This is a genomic window from Streptomyces sp. NPDC055506 (assembly GCF_053643595.1).
The window spans coordinates 135,858-153,978 of the sequence record NZ_JBSHKH010000004.1 but is presented as its reverse complement, the minus strand read 5'-3'; the positions used below and the strand labels follow the sequence as shown (position 1 = coordinate 153,978).

Annotated in this window: 17 protein-coding genes, 1 pseudogene and 2 riboswitches; of the genes and pseudogenes, 5 read left to right on the top strand and 13 right to left on the bottom strand. The window is 73.2% G+C overall.

The genetic code is table 11. From position 1 onward, the window contains the following. The 10 genes from metE to ACWIF2_RS03140 form a co-directional block, all read right to left on the bottom strand. The coding region (gene metE / locus ACWIF2_RS03185; protein ID WP_454358291.1) for a 5-methyltetrahydropteroyltriglutamate--homocysteine S-methyltransferase at nt 1–2,326 on the bottom strand (2,326 nt) is incomplete at its 3' end. Nucleotides 2,327–2,495: 169 nt separating this feature from the next. Further along, nucleotides 2,496–2,719: riboswitch (cobalamin riboswitch) on the bottom strand. Between the two features lie 27 nt (nt 2,720–2,746). Further along, on the bottom strand, nt 2,747–3,598 hold the full coding sequence (locus tag ACWIF2_RS03180; RefSeq protein ID WP_454358290.1) for an energy-coupling factor ABC transporter ATP-binding protein: 852 nt from the start codon (nt 3,596–3,598) through the stop codon (nt 2,747–2,749). After that, entirely contained in the window at nt 3,595–4,344 is a 750-nt protein-coding gene (gene cbiQ, locus ACWIF2_RS03175; protein ID WP_454358288.1) for a cobalt ECF transporter T component CbiQ, read from the bottom strand. The genes ACWIF2_RS03180 and cbiQ overlap by 4 nt, the downstream gene beginning before the upstream one ends. Before the next feature lie 5 nt (nt 4,345–4,349). After that, complete coding sequence (locus tag ACWIF2_RS03170; RefSeq protein ID WP_454358287.1) at nt 4,350–4,712, bottom strand: energy-coupling factor ABC transporter substrate-binding protein; 363 nt, start codon at nt 4,710–4,712, stop codon at nt 4,350–4,352. Continuing rightward, entirely contained in the window at nt 4,709–5,410 is a 702-nt protein-coding gene (locus ACWIF2_RS03165) for an energy-coupling factor ABC transporter permease (RefSeq protein WP_261684219.1), read from the bottom strand. Before ACWIF2_RS03165 ends, ACWIF2_RS03170 begins: the two co-directional genes overlap by 4 nt. Nucleotides 5,411–5,440: 30 nt before the next feature. Continuing rightward, a riboswitch (cobalamin riboswitch) is annotated at nt 5,441–5,626 on the bottom strand. A 78-nt stretch (nt 5,627–5,704) separates the two neighbouring features. Continuing rightward, on the bottom strand, nt 5,705–7,117 hold the full coding sequence (locus ACWIF2_RS03160) for a serine/threonine-protein kinase (protein WP_454358296.1): 1,413 nt from the start codon (nt 7,115–7,117) through the stop codon (nt 5,705–5,707). Nucleotides 7,118–7,350: 233 nt separating this feature from the next. Beyond that, nucleotides 7,351–8,649: an MDR family MFS transporter gene (locus ACWIF2_RS03155; RefSeq protein WP_454358286.1), complete on the bottom strand. Its 1,299-nt coding sequence runs from the start codon at nt 8,647–8,649 to the stop codon at nt 7,351–7,353. After that, nucleotides 8,646–10,454: an ABC transporter permease subunit gene (locus ACWIF2_RS03150; RefSeq protein ID WP_454358285.1), complete on the bottom strand. Its 1,809-nt coding sequence runs from the start codon at nt 10,452–10,454 to the stop codon at nt 8,646–8,648. Before ACWIF2_RS03150 ends, ACWIF2_RS03155 begins: the two co-directional genes overlap by 4 nt. 113 nt (nt 10,455–10,567) lie before the next feature. Then, nucleotides 10,568–11,104, bottom strand: a complete 537-nt coding sequence (locus ACWIF2_RS03145) for a GNAT family N-acetyltransferase (protein WP_454358284.1) — start codon at nt 11,102–11,104, stop codon at nt 10,568–10,570. Between the two features lie 30 nt (nt 11,105–11,134). After that, nucleotides 11,135–11,590 carry a nuclear transport factor 2 family protein gene (locus ACWIF2_RS03140; protein ID WP_454358283.1) on the bottom strand — a complete coding sequence of 152 codons (456 nt, stop codon included), beginning with the start codon at nt 11,588–11,590 and terminating at the stop codon, nt 11,135–11,137. 140 nt (nt 11,591–11,730) lie between these two features. Here ACWIF2_RS03140 and ACWIF2_RS03135 point away from each other — a divergent pair, with 140 nt between their 5' ends. Next, a complete protein-coding gene (locus ACWIF2_RS03135; protein WP_454358282.1) occupies nt 11,731–12,471 on the top strand; it encodes a carbonic anhydrase family protein in 741 nt (246 codons plus the stop codon). A gap of 53 nt (nt 12,472–12,524) precedes the next feature. Here ACWIF2_RS03135 and ACWIF2_RS03130 read toward each other — a convergent pair whose 3' ends face one another. Then, nucleotides 12,525–13,322 carry a VOC family protein gene (locus ACWIF2_RS03130; protein WP_454358281.1) on the bottom strand — a complete coding sequence of 266 codons (798 nt, stop codon included), beginning with the start codon at nt 13,320–13,322 and terminating at the stop codon, nt 12,525–12,527. Between the two features lie 172 nt (nt 13,323–13,494). Here ACWIF2_RS03130 and ACWIF2_RS03125 point away from each other — a divergent pair, with 172 nt between their 5' ends. Beyond that, complete coding sequence (locus ACWIF2_RS03125) at nt 13,495–14,340, top strand: class I SAM-dependent methyltransferase (RefSeq protein WP_454358280.1); 846 nt, start codon at nt 13,495–13,497, stop codon at nt 14,338–14,340. A gap of 13 nt (nt 14,341–14,353) precedes the next feature. On the opposite strand, the gene ACWIF2_RS03120 is transcribed toward ACWIF2_RS03125, so the two are convergent. Then, nucleotides 14,354–15,151 carry an SDR family NAD(P)-dependent oxidoreductase gene (locus ACWIF2_RS03120; RefSeq protein ID WP_454358279.1) on the bottom strand — a complete coding sequence of 266 codons (798 nt, stop codon included), beginning with the start codon at nt 15,149–15,151 and terminating at the stop codon, nt 14,354–14,356. Between the two features lie 89 nt (nt 15,152–15,240). On the opposite strand from ACWIF2_RS03120, the pseudogene ACWIF2_RS03115 reads away from it, so the two are divergent. After that, a pseudogene (locus ACWIF2_RS03115) lies at nt 15,241–15,357 on the top strand (DUF4396 domain-containing protein); the annotation flags it as partial. Nucleotides 15,358–15,361: 4 nt separating this feature from the next. Here the strand turns inward: ACWIF2_RS03115 and ACWIF2_RS03110 are convergent. After that, entirely contained in the window at nt 15,362–16,507 is a 1,146-nt protein-coding gene (locus tag ACWIF2_RS03110) for a winged helix DNA-binding domain-containing protein (protein WP_454358278.1), read from the bottom strand. 143 nt (nt 16,508–16,650) lie between these two features. Here ACWIF2_RS03110 and ACWIF2_RS03105 point away from each other — a divergent pair, with 143 nt between their 5' ends. Beyond that, complete coding sequence (locus tag ACWIF2_RS03105; RefSeq protein WP_454358277.1) at nt 16,651–17,325, top strand: hypothetical protein; 675 nt, start codon at nt 16,651–16,653, stop codon at nt 17,323–17,325. A gap of 152 nt (nt 17,326–17,477) precedes the next feature. Further along, nucleotides 17,478–18,101, top strand: a complete 624-nt coding sequence (locus ACWIF2_RS03100) for a sigma-70 family RNA polymerase sigma factor (RefSeq protein ID WP_454358276.1) — start codon at nt 17,478–17,480, stop codon at nt 18,099–18,101. Nucleotides 18,102–18,121 lie beyond the last annotated feature (20 nt).

Here is an 18,121-nt window from a genome sequence, read left to right as displayed (position 1 = left end):
GTCCGGGGTGCTCCCCGGCCAGTTCGGCCCGGACGGTCCGGGCCGCCGTGACCAGGTTCTCCAGGGACGCGCGGGTCTCGGGCCAGCCGCGGGTCTTCAGGCCGCAGTCGGGGTTGACCCACAGCCGCTCGGCGGGGATGGCCTTCAGACCGGTGCGCAGCAGGCCGGCCGCCTCCTCGGCGTCGGGAACCCGCGGGGAGTGGATGTCGTAGACACCTGGGCCCGCCTCGCGCGGATAGCCGTGCGAGGCGAGTTCGCGGGCGACCTGCATATGGGAGCGGGCGGCCTCCAGGCTGATGACGTCCGCGTCGAGGTCGTCGATGGCCTGCACGATGTCGCCGAACTCGGCGTAGCACATATGCGTGTGGATCTGCGTGTCCGGCCGCACGCCACCCGTGCTGAGCCGGAAGGCCTCCGTGGCCCACGCCAGATACTCCGGCCGGTCGGCGGCCCGCAGCGGCAGCGTCTCACGCAGGGCGGGCTCGTCGACCTGGATGACCGACGTCCCGGCCGCCTCCAGGTCCCCCACCTCCTCGCGCAGGGCGAGGGCGACCTGCCGGGCCGTCTCGGCACGCGGCTGGTCGTCGCGGACGAAGGACCAGGCGAGCATGGTGACCGGGCCGGTGAGCATGCCCTTCACCGGACGGTCCGTGAGGGACTGCGCGTAGGTCGTCCAGCGCACGGTCATCGGCTCGGGGCGGGAGATGTCGCCGGCCAGGATCGGCGGGCGGACGTAGCGGGTGCCGTAGGACTGGACCCAGCCGTGCTGCGTGGCGAGGTAGCCGGTGAGCTGCTCCGCGAAGTACTGGACCATGTCGTTGCGTTCGGCCTCGCCGTGCACGAGGACGTCCAGACCGGCCTTCTCCTGGAAGGAGATCACCTGCTGGATCTCGGCCTGGATGCGCTCCTCGTAGCCGGCCGTGTCGATCCGGCCCGCTCGCAGGTCCGCGCGGGCCGAACGCACCTCACCGGTCTGCGGGAAGGAGCCGATCGTGGTGGTCGGCAACAGGGGCAGACCCAGACGGGTGCGCTGGGCGGCGGTCCGCTCGGCGTACGGCAGCGAGCGGCCTGCGTCCGCCCAGGACACCGCGGCCGTACGGGCGCGTACGGCCGGGTCGCGGGTGATCGGGGAGTTCGCCCGGGAGGACAGGTCCGCCCGGTTCGCGGCGAGTTGCGCGCCGATGGTGTCCGTGCCCCGCGCCAGACCGCGCGCCAGGGTGACGACCTCGGCGGCCTTCTGCTGCGCGAAAGCCAGCCAGCGCAGGACCTGCGGCTCGATGTCCCGCTCCGCCCCCACGTCCAGCGGCACGTGCAGGAGGGAGCACGAGGCCGAGACGTCGACCCGGTCGGCCAGGCCGAGGAGCGTGCCGAGCCGGGAGAGCGAGGCCGGCAGGTCGTTGATCCAGATGTTGCGGCCGTCGACGACACCGGCGACCAGCCGCTTGCCCGGCAGACCGCCCACCGCGGCCAGATCGTCCAGGTTGGCCGCCGCCGACCCCGTGAAGTCCACCGCGAGACCCTCGACCGGCGCCTTCGCCAGCACCGGCAGGGCGTTCCCGAGCCGGTCGAAGTACGAGGCGACCAGCAGCTTCGACCGGTCGGTGAGGGCTCCGAGGTCGCGATAGGCACGCTCGGCGGCGTTCAGCTCGGCAGGGGTCCGGTCCTGGACCAGGGCCGGCTCGTCCAGCTGGACCCACTCGGCGCCCGCCGCGCGCAGGTCGGCGAGGACCTCGGCGTACACGGGCAGCAGCCGGTCCAGGAGCGTGAGCGGCTCGAAGTCCGCGGGCACCCCCGGCGCGGGCTTGGCCAGGAGCAGGTACGTCACAGGGCCGACGAGGACGGGGCGCGGGGTGTGGCCGAGTGTCAGCGCCTCGCGCAGCCCGGCGACCTGCTGGGACGAGTCGGCGGTGAACACCGTGTCCGGACCCAGCTCGGGCACCAGATAGTGGTAGTTCGTGTCGAACCACTTGGTCATCTCCAGCGGCGCCACGTCCTGCGTGCCACGCGCCATGGCGAAGTAGCCGTCCAGGGCGTCCGCCTCGACCGCGTCCCGGTGGCGGCCGGGGATCGCCCCGACCATGACGGTGGTGTCCAGGACGTGGTCGTAGAACGAGAAGTCGCCCGTCGGGACCTCGTCGATGCCGGCGTCGGCCAGTTGCCGCCAATTCGAGGCGCGCAGCTGGGCGGCTGTGGCCCGGAGCGCGTCGGCGGTGACGCGGCCCTTCCAGTAGCCCTCGATCGCCTTCTTCAGTTCCCGGTGCTGTCCCTGGCGGGGGTAGCCGTACACGGTGGACCGTGCTGCCGCGGCTGCGGGCTTGGTGGTCACGGAGATCTCCTTCGCGAGACGAATCCCTGAGATCCCGGCGACGGGACGAGAGCGCGAAGGGCGACCAACCGGACGGAAACGACCTCGCGCGGCAGAAACAGCGCGGTCGTCCGCCTGGTATGTACGCCGACCCGCCCTCGAGGTCACCGGGATGTCCGCGCACGAGTGGTCCGCGCGCGGGCAGTTGGCAGGTCTTCGGACTCGCGGGCACGCTCTCACCGTGTGAGAACACCTACTGGCCGTCGCTTCCCAGGCCCTGTTCGTGGGCCCAGTGCGTATGACGGCGGTCGTTCCCGCTCACCGCTGCGGGGCAGTCCCGGATTCCCACCGGGTTCCCTCTTGCGACGCTTCCCGCCTGGCTGACGGGGGCGAACCAGCTGCACCGCCAGCCTATACACGGGACGGCCGGGGAAGCGACCCTCAGCCGCCGCTCACCGGCCGTCCCGCCGCCAGCGCGGCCAGTTCGTCCGGGGTGCGCGGGCCGGGCGCGGAATCGGTCAACAGCCCCTGGGCACGCAGCAGTTCGGCAGCGGCCGCACCCCACGGCAATCGCAGTCCCGCCTGCCGGAGGAGATCGGTCCGGGCCAGTGCCGTGGGCGCGGGGGCGAGGTGCACGCCGTCCGGGGTGAGGAGCGCCGCGTCGTCGGCCCAGCGCAGGGCGAGATCGACGTCGTGCGTGGCCATCACCACCGTGGTGCCGTTCGCACGCAGCCCGTCGAGCGTGCTGAGGAGCCGTTCCTGGCCGTCGGGGTCGAGCCCGGCCGTCGGCTCGTCGAGGACCAGGACACGGGGCCGCATGGCGACCGCGCCCGCGATGGCGGTCCGCTTGCGCTGCCCGTAGGAGAGCAGATGGGTGGGCCGGTCGGCCAGGGCGCTGATGTCCAGGGCGGCGAGCGCCTCCGCCACCCGTGCCCGTACCTCCGTATCGGCCAGTCCGAGGTTCAGCGGCCCGAACGACACGTCCTGCTCGACGGACGCCGCGAACAACTGGTCGTCCGGGTCCTGCACCACGAGCTGGACGGTCGTCCGCAGCCGGGTCAGGCCCTTGCGGTCGTACGTCACCGGCTGCCCGTCGACCGTCAAGCGGCCCTTGTGCGGCCGCAGTCCGCCGCTGAGCAGCCGCATCAGCGTGGTCTTGCCGCTGCCGTTGCGGCCGAGCAGCGCGAGCGCCCGGCCCTCGCGGATGTCGAAATCGAGGCCGCTGAGCACGGCCGGGCCGTCCTCGTAGGCGAAGGACGCGCCCCGCAGGGCGACGAGGGCGGGCTCGCTCATGCCGGCGGCCTTTCCAGTACGAAGGTGAGGACGGCCAGCGCCGCGAGGAGCGCGCAGCTGGCGACCGTGAAGCGGACGGAGACGCGGGCCTCGGGCACCAGGACACGCAGGGTCCCGTCGTAGCCGCGCCCGGCGAGACCGGCCTGGAGGCGGGCCGCCCGGTCGAAGGCCCGGACGAACGCGGTGGCGCCGAGTCCGCCCAGCGAACGCCAGGCGGCGGCCCGCGTGGTGTGCCCGAGCCGGGCGGCCTGCGCGTCGCGGATCCGGCGCACGGAGTCCAGCAGCAGAAAGCTCATGCGGTACGTCACGAGCGCGACATCGACGACGGGCGCCGGGACGCCCGCCCGGACCAGGCGCGGCAGCAGGTCGGACATGGGCGTGGTGAAGGCGAACAGCAGCACCCCAAGGGAGGCCGCCGAGGTGCGCAGCAGCAGCTCCCCGGCCCGGAGGGGCCCGTCGTCGGCGAGGGAGACGAAGCCTTCCGGGCCGCCGACCTGGACGAGCAGGGTGACCGCGCCGGTGACGCAGAAGCCCAGCGGCACCCGGTAGGCCCGCCACAGCCGGCGCCCGGGCACACCGGCCGGCCCCAGCAGCAGGCACACGGCCGTCACGAGCACCAGCGCAGCGCCCGGCCAGGGCGGCAGCGAGATGGCCAGCACGGTGAGCCCGAGACCGAGCACTGCCTTGTCCACGGGATGGCGGCGGCGCCAGCGACTGCTGTGCGCCGCCGCGTCGATCGGCAGCACGCGGCTCAGGCCCTTTCGGCCGTGGACTCCTCGGCGGTGCCGGCTGCCGCACTGCCGGCGTCCCGCGCCTGCTGCTCACCCTGCCGCCGGCCCCGGCGCAGACCGAAGTAGTAGGCGAGGACACCGGCGCCGAGCGCGGCCTGGAGGGAGAACAGGGCCGACTCGATCTCACCGGACGGCGGTTCGTACAGCGGCGAGAACCAGGGCTTGTAGTCCGGCTCGATCTCGGTGATCGCCGTCTCCGCCTCGCCGTCGGCGCCCGTGAACGGCTCCTCCTTGTGGTCGCCGAGGCCGAGCGCGAGCGGCAGTACGGCGAGCGCGGCCACGGCGAGCAGCAGCAGGAGGTTGATCTTCGTGTTCTTCTTCATCGGGTCGCCGCCTCGGTCTCGGTCACGGACTGCTTCTTGGCGAGGAGCACGCCCAGCCGGGTCAGTTCGCCCTTGCTGGACTGCACGAGCAGCCGCATCACGAGCACCGTCAGCAGCCCCTCGCTCACCGCGAGCGGGATCTGGGTGACGGCGAAGATGGTGCCGAACTTGCCGAGCGCGCCCACGAACCCGCTGCCCGGGTCGGGGAAGGCGAGCGCCAGCTGCACGCTGGTGACGCAGTAGGTGGACAGGTCGGCGAAGAACGCCCCGAAGAAGACCGCGACCATCAGCGGCACGTCGTACCGCCGCAGCAGCTTGTACACGGCGTATCCGGCCCAGGGTCCGACGATCGCCATGGAGAAGACGTTGGCGCCGAGCGTGGTCAGACCGCCGTGGGCGAGCAGCAGTGCCTGGAAGAGCAGGGTGATGGTGCCCAGCACCGCCATGATGGGCGGCCGGAACAGGATGGCTCCCAGGCCCGTTCCGGTGGGGTGGGAGCAACTGCCGGTGACCGACGGAAGCTTCAGGGCGGACAGGACGAAGGTGAAGGCACCGGAGGCGCCGAGGAGCAGGGTGCTCTCGGGGTGCTCGCGCACCTCACGGGTGAGCGACCGGACCCCGTGGACGACGAACGGTGCCGACGCGACGCCCCAGGCGACCGCGTGTGCGGGTGGCAGAAAACCCTCGGCTATGTGCATGGCTCAGCAGACCCTCTCCAGCACCTCGTGGATGGTTGACGTGCCTTGGCCGGTCTCCTGGCTGACGGGTACCACCGCCCGTACTCCGCCTTCCCGGGTTCCGAAGAACCCAGTGGCTGCCCGTGAGGGCCGGAGCCGGACTTCCCGATTCACAGTGGCGAGGGCCGCACCGGCATCACACCGGATTTCCCGTTCACCAAGGCGTGGTGACAGTAATGCCGAGATAAGGACGATGACAAGCCACCCGAGGGGGCGCGCGAGGGGGCGTCCGCTCGCACACCGGCGCAGGGCCGCTCAGTCGTCGCCCCCGTCGTCATCGTCGTCCCCGTCCTCCCACGTCTGACGGGGCTTCTCCTGCCGGGGTTTGTCCGCCTTTTGCGGTGGGTCGGCCGTCTCCTGCGCCGGAGCCGTGGGGCTGGGCGTCGCTTCGACGGGGGTCGGGGGAGGAGGCGCGGTGGTGGACGGGGTGATATCGGCCACTGTGCCGGTGGCCGGAGTGCCGCTGCCCGGAGCCGTGTCCTCCGCGGGATCGGAGGAGAGGGGCGAGGGGGAGTCCGCGGACGGTGTGGCGGCGGGGCTGCTCGCGGAGGGAGACACGTCGGGTTCCGTGCCCTCCGTCGCGGTGTTGTCGGGCGAGAACCACAGCATGCCGGCGAGCATCGCGGCGGCGAAGAGCGCCGCGGCGGCGATCGTCGCGGCCGCCCTGCGGCGGTTGTCCTGGCCGCCCCGGGGTGCGGCGCGGCGCGAACGGCCGGCCTGGGGCGTGCGGCCGGTGCGCAGCCCCGGGGCGCCGGGCAGCGCGTAGGTGGCCGGGTTGCGGGTTTCGGTGGCCGGATACGGCCCGGGCATGGCGGACGTCACCGGGGGCGCGGCCTCCGGCAGCGGCTCGGGCAGCCCTCGCCAGGCGCCCCCGGCGAACCACTCGGCGGTCTGCTGGGCGGTGGGCCGGTCCTCGGGCTGCTTGGCGAGCAGGCCGAGGAGGTAGTTCTCGAAGGCCGGCGGGAGCCCGGCGACTCCGAGCTCGCGGGGCGGAACGGGCGCGGAGTCGAGATGCTGGTGGAGGAGCGCGACGGCGGTGTCCGCCTGGAACGGCGGCCGTCCGCTGAGGAGTTGGTAGAGCAGGCACCCCAGGGAGTACATGTCGGAGGCGGGACCGGCCGGCTGGCCCAGGGCGCGTTCGGGTGCGAGATAGAGGCCGGTGCCGACGATCTGACCGGTGGCGGTGAGCGCGGCGCCGGGGTCGTCGAGGAAGCGGGCGATGCCGAAGTCGCCGATCTTCAGGGTGCCGTGGGCGTCCAGCAGGAGGTTGGCGGGCTTGATGTCACGGTGGACGATGCCCTGCGCGTGTGCGGCGGCGAGCCCGGCGGCGGCCTGCGCGGCGAGATCCGCCACCCGCTCTGCGGAAAGCGCGCCGGAGGCGGCCAGCACCCCGGCGAGGCTGTCGCCGTCGACCAGTTCCATCACCAGGTACAGCCGGTTGTCGTACTCGCCGAAGTCCCAGACACCGACCAGGTGGGGGTGGTTGAGACGCCCGGCGGTCTGGGCCTCCAGACGGAACCGGGAGGCCGCCGTGACATCGGTGTCCTGGGGCAGCAGCAGCTTGACGGCCACCGCTCTGGCGAGCGTCTCGTCGTACGCGCGCCAGACCTCTCCCATTCCACCGCGCCCGATCTCAACATCCAGCCGGTAGCGGCCCGCTAGCAGCACTCGTCCTCGTCTCATGCGTGGGGGAAGGTACGTCGCCGCAGGCCGAACTCCCCGTTTTGAGGCGGGGGTTGGCGGGGGACGCGCAGCCGACCCAGGATACTGGCGCCGCGTGACCAATGATCTCCACGGCGGTGTCGAGGGCCGGTACGGTCCCGGAAATCCGAGCGGAGACACCGCCCGGCGGGGTTGACGGTGCGGTGCGCGCGGTTGTCCCCGCGTCGCCGCTCGCCGGATCAGGCCGCCTCTTCCGCCTCCTCGGCCCGCTCCTCCCGGCGCGGCAGCAGAGCCACCGTCAGGGCCGGTACGGCCGCGAGGACCAGCCAGGGCACGGCGGCCGGCAGGCCCAGGTCGAGCAGGGATCCGGTGGCCGCGCTGCCGGCCAGGACGATCAGGCCGGAGACGGAGGACAGTGCGCCCATGTAGAGGCCGATCCGGCCCTCCTCGGCGAGGTCGGGCACCCAGGCGCGGGCGGCGGGCACGACCAGCATCTGTCCCACGGTGAGCAGCACGACGAAGCCCGCGGCGGGCAGTAGCCCGGCGACTCCCGTCCAGCCGGCGGGGCGCGCCGCGGCCACCACCGCGAATCCGGCCGCGATCAGCAGCAGCCCCGCCGTCATGGAGCGGCGCAGGTCCAGCCGGTCGCCCGCCCAGCGGGTCACCGGCAGCTGGGTGAAGACCACCAGCACCGAGGACAGGGCGAACAGCCAGGACAGCGGCGCCTGGGAGCCCGTCGCGCGCTGCACCTCGTCCGGCAGGGCCAGATACAACTGGTTGTAGGCGAGCAGGTACGAACCGTACCCGCCGCACAGCGCCAGGAAGCGGCGGTTGCGCAGCAGCACGCGCGCCCCGCCCCGCTCCCGGGTGCGGACCCGGCCCGGGATGTGCTGCGGCATCAGCCACAGATGCCCGGCCAGGACGAGCACGAAGACCGCCGCGCCGGCGAGGCACGCGGTGCGGAAGTCGACGGCGAGCAGCAACCCGCCGAGCAGCGGCCCGACGAAGGCCCCGGCCTGGCCCGCCACGCTGAACAGGGCCAGGAGCCGCGTGCGTGAGCCGCGTCCCTCCTCCTCCCAGACCACCGCCTGGCGGGCCACCTCGGACTCCACGGCGGGAGAGAACAGCGCGGCGGCGAAACCGATCACCAGCACGGCGCCGATCACGGCCCCGCTCGCCTCCGCGTACCCGAGCCACGCGAACCCGGCGATCCGCAGCACACAGCCGGCCAGCACGACGGGCCGTACCCCGAACCGGTCGACGAGCCAGCCGCCGACCACGAACAGCCCCTGCTGGCTGAAGGTGCGCAGCCCGAGCACGAACCCGACCAGCCAGCCCGCCATGCCGATCGCGGTACCGAGGTGCTCGGCGAGGAACGGCAGTACGGCGTAGAAACCGATGTTGAAGGCGAGCTGGGTGAGGATCAGCAGCCGCAGCAGCGGCGACAGCTCCTTCCAGAGCCGCCAGGTGCTCTCGCGCGGGGTCTTGGGGGCAAGGGCGGACCGGCGGGCCGGCACGCGGGAGACGGGGTCGGTCATCGTTCTTCTGCCTGTGAGGTGGACACAGCGGCGGACACGGGGGCCAGGGGGTCGGGGCTGTTCCGCTGCCGCCGCGGGGGCATGATCCGCTCCCCGGGCGGCCCGGCCGGGCCCTCGGCCCGCCTGCGCCGCCGGGGCAGCCGTACGCCGCCCGCGGCCGTCACCGCGAGCGCCCCCAGCAGGGCGAGTACGGCGGCGGGGAAGAGGACGGCCCACGGGGCGCGTTCGGCGTACGGCTGGTTCTCTGCGAGCAGCAGGCCCCACTCGGGGGACGGCGGCTGGGCGCCCAGGCCGAGGAAGCCGAGGGCGGCGAGGCTCAGTGCGATGCCGGGCAGCCGGAGCAGGGCGTGCCGGGTCACCGGCGACAGCACGGCGGGCAGCAGTTCGTGGCGGAGCAGATACCAGCGGCCGGCGCCCAGCGCGCGGGTCGCGGCCAGGTGTGTGGTCGCGCGTTCCTGCCGCAGCAGGGAGGAGGTATGGGCGGCCAGTGGGGACCAGGCCACGACGCCCACGGCGAACGCGGGCGTCCAGGGGCCGCTGCCCGCGACCCCGGCGACGAGAAGTCCCGCCAGGACGGGCGGCACGGCGCTGACGGTGTCGACCAGCGGCCCGGACAGCCTCGGCAACAGCCCCAGCAGCAGCCCCGCGACGAGGGCGGCGGCGCTCACCGCGAGCGCGATGCCGAGGGTCGTCAGCGCGCCGTGGGAGACCCGGGCGAGGACGTCCCGGCCGAGCGCGTCCGTCCCGAACGGGTGCGCCAGGGAGGGGGCCCGCAGCTTGGCGAGGGTGTCCAGGGCGAGCGCGTCGCGGGGCAGGCCGAACCCGATGACGGCGGCGAGCGGCGCCCCGTAGAGCAACGGCAGGGCGCGGGGCGTGGACCGGCCGGGGCGGTGCAGGGAGTGCAGGGCGCCGTCGCGCAGCGCGGGCCCGATGAGCAGCCGGGCCGACAGTCGGGCGAGGGCCCCGGCGACGGCCGCGACCAGGACGAGGGCGAGGGTGCCGGTCTGCAGGACGGGCAGATCCTGGGCGAGGGCGGCCTGGAGGGCGAGCCGGCCCAGGCCCGGGATGTCGAAGATCTGCTCGACGGCGACCGAGCCGCCGGTCAGGCCGACCACGAACAGGCCCAGATTGGGCAGCAGCCCGGGCACGCAGCGGCGCACCGCCTGCCGCGCCACCGACTTCGGCGGGACACCGCGTGCCGCGGCGGCCGGCGCCCACGGCTCGGCGAAGGCGCCGGGCAGCAGGTCGTCCAGCATCCGTCCGAGGATCGCCCCGGCGGGCAGACCGAGGGCCAGCGACGGCAGCACCATCCACTGCGGCCCGTACCAGCCGAGAGCGGGCAGCCAGCCCAGCTGGACGCCGATCACCGAGGCCAGCACGGAGGCGACGAGGAACTCGGGCAGCGCGGCCAGCACCGCCGAGGCCGTGCCGCCGGGACCGCGTCCGGCGAGCCGCCCTCGCGAGCCGAGCCGGAGTGTGCGGGCGCACACCGCCGCCACCGTGCCCGCCGCGACCACGAGAGCCCCGGACATCAGCAGCAGCGAGGCGCCCAGCGACTGCACGACGGCAGGTAGCACTTGGCCGCCGGACACCCACGACGTGCCCGCGTCCCCGTGCGTCAGCCCGCCCAGCCAGCGGCCGAGCAGCATCAGCGGGCCGTCGTCCAGACCGAGTTGGTCGCGGATGGCGCGCAGCGCCTCGGGTGTCGGGTCGCGGTCGGCCGAGCGGGCCTTGAGCACCGTCAGTGCCGGGTCGGTGCGCGACAGCCAGGGCAGCAGGCCGATCGCGCCCACCAGGGCAGCCATGAGCACGGCTCGCCACAGCAGCGTCGGGGCGCCGCCCCGCGCGAGGGCGCGCAGGGCGGCGAGGCCCTTGGTCAGGGGTGAGTGCGAGGTGTTCAGTGTCGTCCCCGTGGTGCTCAGGCGAAGGGAATCTCGAAGTGCACCACGCCGCTGCCGCCGCCGGGCACTTCCTCCCGCTCGTCGCACACCACCTTGCCCAGCGTCCGCCACAGGCCCATCGCGCCGGGCGAGTGCGGATACGTGTGCAGATAGACGGACCGGTAACCCCCGTCGGCCCGGGCGAAGTCGACCAGGCCTGCCACCAGCCGCCGGGCCAGTCCGCGCCGCCGGTGCGCGGGGCCCACGTACAGCCGCCGCAGCTGTGCGGTCTCGCCCGAGGGGTACCGCTCGGCCAGCCAGCGCGGGTTCGGCGGATGCGCCGGCCCGCGCGCGTCCAGCGCCCCCGTGGCCGCCACCGTCCCGTCCCGCTCGTCCACGGCCACCAGGAGGGTGTGCCGCGGCGGTTCGACGTAGAAGGGCACCGGGTCGATGATGTCGGCGTGCCAGTTCGGCACATAGCCGGTGTCGAAGTCGCGGTACACGGCGTCCAGCATCACCACCCGCGCCCCGTCGATGTCCGCGGGCGTGGCTTCCCTGATGCTGTAGTCGTGCATTTGCGCATCATATGCAAAACACATGAACGCTCATTCGGGGGTCGCCGGTGCGATGTCGGGGGCCGAGGACGGGATGTCGGGGACCGCTGATGTGATGTGGCTCAGCACGCACCGCCAGCGGCCGTCCCGCTTCACGAACACGTCCGTCGTCCACTCGTCGGCGTCGTGGCGCTCGCCCCGGAAGTGGGCCGTGTTGGTGACCCGTCCGGTGACCACGGCCGTGTCGCCGTAGACGCGGACCCTGGGCCGGGTCCTGAGGTCCATCGCGGAGTGGCTGAGCTCCCCGGACTCCACGAGGGAGAGGAACCTCTCCTTCGGGTCGATCCCCGACTCGGAGACGATCACCCACTCGTCCGCCATGAAGCCCGCGATGCGTACGGGGTCGTTGGCGACGATCGCCGCCGCCCAGTCCCGCGCCAGATCGGTGAACGCGCGGACGGCGTCCTCGCCGGGTTCCTGAGCCGCCGCACCGGGACCTTGGTTCATGTCGCGACCGTAGCGCGTCAAGGCCGCGATCCGGGGTGTTCAGCAGTCCGGGTGACCTGGCGCGTCCGGGGCGCCGCCGAGGGAAAAGGATGCGGTCGTCGTTCCCCGGCCGTCCGCCCGTCGACCGAAAGTGATCGCCCGTGTCCCTGACCGCTCCCGCCCACTCCGCCGTCGACACCGCGCTGCAGTCCCAGAGCCCGGTCGACATCCGTCCGCAGACCACCGACGTCTCGTCCCTGCCGCCGCTGCGCCTGCGCCATCCGGCCCGGCTCACCATGCGTCTGCGCTTCGAACGCCCGAAGCGGCACCGGCCCGACTGCGTCCGGGCCGAGGAGGGCTCGGTGAAGGCCGAGCCGCCGCGCGGACAGGACTGCCTGATGAGCGTCGGCGACGCGACCTACCACCTGGAGGACATCCACTGGCACACGCCGTCCGAGCACACCGTCGGCGGGGTGGCGTTCCCGATGGAACAGCACCTGAAGTACGCACGGACGATCGGGGAGAGTGACGGGGACGGGACTGCGGCCGCAGCCGGTGCGAAGGAGTACGCGGTGCTCGCCGTGTTCATCCACCCGGGCGACGCCAACGGCTCCCTGGACCGGCTGCTGGAATCCGCCCGCCGGAGCGAAGACCCCTGGGACGTCCCCGACGTGGAGATCGACACCCTGCTGCCGCCGTGCACCGAGTCCTACCGCTACCTCGGGTCCACCACGACCTGCCCCTACACCACAGGCGTGCGCTGGACGGTCCTGACCCATCCGGTACAGGCGTCCGCCGCGGCGCTGGAGCACTACCGGAGCCTCTTCCCCGAGGGCAACGCCCGCGAGGTGCAGCCGCTCGGGAAGCGGCGGATCGCCGGGGACATCCATCGCTGGTGGTGACCCCGCCCCCGACACCAGGGCCGGCCGCAGCACCTCTTCAGGGGGCGGGCGGTTCAGCCCTGGGCGGGGGTGAGCACCACGAAGTCCGCGTTCGCCGGGTCGAGGCAGACGGCCAGCCGGCCGACCCCCTCCGCGTCCTCGGGGCCCATCTGTACGGTGCCGCCGTTCTCCCTGACCTTGGCCACCGCGGCGTCGCAGTCGTCGACGGCGAAGACCGGGTGCCAGTACGGCCGTCCGTTCGCCAGCGACAGGTCCGACTTGCCGACCTCCATGAGCCCGCCGTGCATCCGCTCCTCGGGCAGTCCGGCGGGGGTGATCAGCGTGTACGTGCCCCCGCCGCCCGGCAGCGGCATGTCACTGAACCGCCAGTCGAAGAGGCCGCCGTAGAACTCCTTCGCGGCCGCCGCGTCGCTCGTGTACAGCTCGGTCCAGGACAGCGAGCCCGGCTCGTCGACCAGGTCGAGGCCCTTGGTCGTCCCCGGCTGCCACACGGCGAACTGGCCTCCCTGCGGGTCGGTGTACTGCGCCATCCGGCCCCATTCCTCGAGGTCCATCGGCGCGACGCGCACGGAGCCGCCCAACTGCTCCACGGCCTTCGTCGTGGCGTCCGCGTCGGGGACGCTGAAGTAGAGCATCCAGGCCGAGCGCGCGCCCTCCTCGGTGAGCTTGCCGAGCCCGGCGACGATCTTGCCGTCCTTCCGGAACATCCCGCCCTCGAAGTCCTCGCTCTCGCCCATGGACTCGAAGTCCCACCCGAGCACGGCGCCGTAGAAGGCAGCGGCAGTCCGGACGTCCGGCGCGCCGAGGTCGAGCCAACAGGGGGAACCGGGGGCGAACTCGGTGGTGATCATGGCGATGCTTCCCTTCCGCAGGTTCTGTGTGCCCAGCGTGACACCGGGCACTGACAAGCGCCCGTCGGCCGCTCTCCGACGGGGGAACCTCCGGGCGGGGCCGTGGAATCATCGGGGTCGTCGAACGGCCGGGCGGTCGCGGGACTCTGTGGTGTGAGGGTGGTGGGCGGACATGGTGGTCGGCTGGGAGTGGGACGACACCTTGTTCTCGGGGACCGCCGCGTACTACGAGCGGGGACGGCTGCCGTACGCCGCCGGGCTCGCGGACGCGCTCGCCGAGGAACTGCTGCTCGACGGGGAGGGGCGTCTCCTCGACGTGGGCTGCGGGCCCGGAACCATCGCCCTGAGCCTCGCGCATCTGTTCGGTGAGATCGTGGGGGTGGACCCCGACAGCGGGATGATCGCCGAGGCCGGGCGCGGGGCGGCCGGCCGGGGAGTGGGCGCCAAGACCCGGTGGGTGCGGGCGCGGGCCGAGGATCTGCCCGCGGGGCTCGGCATGTTCGCCGTCGCCACCTTCGGCCAGTCCTTCCACTGGATGGACCGCGACCTGGTCGCCACGACCGTCCGGGACATGCTCCTGCCCGGCGGGGCGCTGGTGCACATCGCGGACCTGAAGACGGAGCCCAGAACCGTCGACGGCATGCCGCACCCGGCCGTCCCCTACGCGGGGGTGGACGACCTGGTGAAGCGGTACCTGGGGCCCGTGCGACGAGCGGGCCGCGGGGTGCTGGCGCACGGCACACCGGGCGCGGAGGACGAGGTCTTCGTCCGGTCGGGCTTCTCCGGCCCCCGGCGTCTCGTCGTCCCCGGCGGGCAGATTCTGGAGCGGACCTTCGACGATGTCGTCGCCTGGGTGTTCTCCATGTCCTTCTCGGCCCCGCACCTCTTCGAAGGACGCCGGGACGACTTCGAGACGGACCTTCGGCTGCTGTTGCGCGAGGCCTCGCCCACGGGCCGGTTCTCCGAACGGGCCCCGAGCACGGAGGTCTTCGTGTGGCGGAAGGACCCGGCGGGCTGATCAGGCCGCCGCGTCAGTGGACGGACATACCGCCGTCGACGTAGACCGACTGTCCGGTGACGTAGGCGGACGCCGGGCTCGCAAGGAAGACGGCCGCGCCCGCGAAGTCCTCGGCCAGGCCGTTCCGCCCGATCAGCGTGCGTTCGGCGAGGGCGGCCACCTTCTCCGGATCCGACGACAGGCGCTTGTTGAGCGCTGTCATGACGAAGCCCGGCACCAGGACGTTGCAGGTGACGCCGCGCGGCGACCACGCCTCGGCCTGGGAGCGCGCCAGCGACTCCAGTCCGCCCTTCGACGCGCCGTACGCGCCGCTCTGCACGAACGCCCGGTGCGCCTGCTGCGAGCTGATGTGCAGGATCCGCCCGAACCCGCGCTCCGCCATGCCCGGGCCGAAGCGCTGCCCCAGCAGGAAGGGCGCCTCCAGGTTGACGGCCATCGTGAGGTCCCAGACGTCCTCGGTGAGTTCGTCCATCGGCGGGCGCAGATTGATCCCGGCGCTGTTGACGAGAATGTCGGGCTCCCCGAACGCCTCGACCGCCCGCTCGGCGGCCGTCCGCACCCCCTCGCGTGTGCTCAGGTCGGCGCTGACCCACGCGGCGCGGCAGCCCTGAGCCGTCAGCTCCTCGACCGTCGCGGTCAGTCCGGCCTCCCCCCGGGCCACGACCACCACGCCGGCGCCGGCGCGAGCGAGGGCGCCGGCGATGGCGCGACCGATGCCGGAACTCCCGCCGGTGACCACCGCGACGCGGCCGTCCAGGGAGAACAACTCGGAGAGATACGCCTGCGCTGACCGGTCGGCCTGTGTCGTCATGACCCGACACTCTAAGCGGATCGATCACCGGGGGAGCGGGCAGGACAGGATCACAGCCCGGTCCGCCCATGCCTCCCGCGGAATGCACGGTCCTGCGGGCCGGCCTCGGCCTCAAGTCCGCGATCAAGGTCGCGCTGGCCGCGGACACCGTCTCGATCCCGGTGATGGAACTCGTCGACAACGCGATCATCGCGCTCCGCCACGGACGAGTCACCCCCGGCCGGTGAGCCGTCGGACCTGTCCGGCGGGGAGTTTCGCCCACCAGTGGTGGTAGCGGCTGTAGGGCTCGGGGTCGCGGTCGGTGAGGAGGCTTGTCAGGGAGGTGGCTTCCTGTGCGAGGGCGTCCCATGTGGTGGGCGGCAGGTCGTGGAACGCCGTGACCTCGATGCCGCCGTCGATCGCGCGCCACACGCCGGCGACCCGGCCGTCGACCAGGAGGGTGGGCAGTACGTCACCGTTCACGCGGATCACGAGGCGGCGGTAGTCCGGGGGGATCACGCGGCTGCGGTCGGCGTGGGCCAGCAGGACGCTGTCCCACATGGCCATGAGGCGCGGCGGCGCCGGAGTGTCCGCCGGTGGGCGCGGGGCGTCCGGTACGTCGTACAGGACCGTCCCGTCCGGGCCTCGGAGCTGTTCCACCGTGTCGGAGAGGGCCAGCAGCGTCCGCCGTATCGGCTGCCGCGGCAGCATGGCGAACTGGGCCACGTCCGCCACCGACGCCGGTCCGAAGCCCCGCAGATATCGCAGGACGAGCTGGCCGAGTGCGTCCGTCGCCGACTCCCGGCCCGTCGGCACGGGACCGGTCCGCGCCGCTGCGAAGGACGCCCGGGTGCCGAACGACCAGGGTCCGCCGGTCGGGAGGTGGAGCAGTGGCGCGTACCCCTTGAGCCCCCACCACGCGCCGGCCTTCTTGTCCGCGCCGACCCGCTCCTCCAGCCACGCCTGGAGTTCTGCGGCCGTCCGCGGCCGGTCGGCGAAGTCCAGCAGTTCCGGGACGAGTGCCTCGCCGTCGGCCGGCGTGAGCCCCGCGGCGGCGAAGCGGAAGCCGAGCCGTGACGCGTACAGCGTCTGCTGCATCGCCTCGCGGAACACCTGGTAGTCGTCAGCGTGGACCGCGTGCAGTGTGATGCGCATCAGGGTCGCCTTGACCACCGCGCGCCGGGCGAAGGCCTCGTCCAGCTCGGCCGGGGAGAAGCCGGCCAGCCGGTTCCACAGCGCCAGATACGGCGAAGCGGCATGCTGCGCCTGGAGCGCCACCACACGCCGCACGGCCTCCCCGGCCTCCATCACCTCCCTGCCCAGCAGCAACTGACGGCCGAGGGTCGCCCGGTTGAGCTCCTGCGCGGTGATGTCCACGCCGGGGATTCTGCCGTGGCCCGGCCGGAGGCATCGATTCCTGGACAGTGGCCTGGATCACACGTCGCCGATTGAGTACCAGGGCCGGGCGATGCCCGTACCCATGGGTGCAGAATCGGGGCCGGATGCGAAGATGAGGCGCCATGACAGCAGGGTGGTGTGCTCGCGCGACACGGGCCGCGGTGTTCGCGGCCGTCTGTGTCGTGCTCGCCGCCCTGGGGCACGTCATGATGTCCGGCGATCACGTTCCCCTGTCGACCCTGGTGGCCGGCTGGGCCGTGACGGGTGTGGCGGGCTGGTGCCTGGCGGGCCGTGAACGCGGACTCCGGCTGGTCGTCGCCGTCGCCGTGGTCGTCCAGACCGGACTGCACTCGGCGTTCTCGCTCGTACCGTCACCGGCCGCCGGGGCAGCGGGTGGTACGGACACCATGGATATGGCCTCCACGGGTCATGGCATGGGGGCCATGGGTCACGGCATGGGATCCATGGGGCATGACATGGGCTCCATGTCCCATCACATGGGGCATACGGGACACACCCCGGGCGGTGACTCGTCCCTCGGCATGCTCGCCGCCCACCTGCTGGCCGCGCTGCTGTGCGGACTGTGGCTGGGCCACGGTGAACGTGCCGTCTTCCGTCTGTTGCGCGCCGTGGGGAGCAGGCTGGCCGCGCCGCTGCGGCTCCTGTTCGCCCTGCCCACGCCGCCGCCCCCGCCCGTGCGGGTACGGCGCTGGTCCTCGGACCGCGCGCCCCGCCTTCTCCTTCTCGTCCACGCGATCACCTCTCGAGGACCGCCCGCGGGGGCCGCTGCCGCCTGACGGCAGCCGGCAGTCCCGGGGCAGCACTCTGCGCGCCCCGGTCTCGGTCGTACCTCCGTCCGCGCGTCGCGCCGTACGGATGCGGCCGTAACCCCGCTCACCGGGCCGCGCGCGTGTTCGCGTGGTCCCGGCATTTCCGAGAAGGACACCAGGTGATCACTCCTGCCCTGCCCCTTTCGCACGAGAGAAATCCGTCGTCCGACGAGTCGATAACCGCCTGGGCGCTGGCCGCGCGCGGTGGCGACTCCGCGGCCGTCGACCACTTCGTGCGCGCCCTGCACCGTGACGTCATCCGCTACGTCGCCCATCTGTGCGCCGATCCGCAGGCCGTGGACGATCTGGCGCAGGACACGTTCCTGCGGGCGCTCGGCAGTCTGCACCGGTTCGAGGGCCGTTCCTCGGCACGCGTCTGGCTGCTGGCCATCGCCCGGCGTGCGGTGGCGGACAGCCTTCGCTACTCCGCCGTGCGCCCCCGCCCGGCCGATCTGCCGGACTGGGAGCTGGCGGTCGAACTCGCCCAGCCGCGCGGTCTGCCCGGCTTCGACGACGGCGTGGCACTGCTCGAGCTGATGGACGGACTGCCCCAGGAGCGGCGCGAGGCGTTCGTCCTCACACAGCTGCTCGGGCTGCCGTACGCGGAGGCCGCCGCGCTGAGCGACTGCCCGGTCGGCACGGTCCGCTCCCGGGTGGCCCGTGCCCGGGCGACGCTCATGGCTCTGCTGGCCGAGGCCGAGGAACCGGCGGCACCGGCGGCACCCGCCCTCGTCGCGGCCTGACTCGGCGCAGCGCCGGCGGC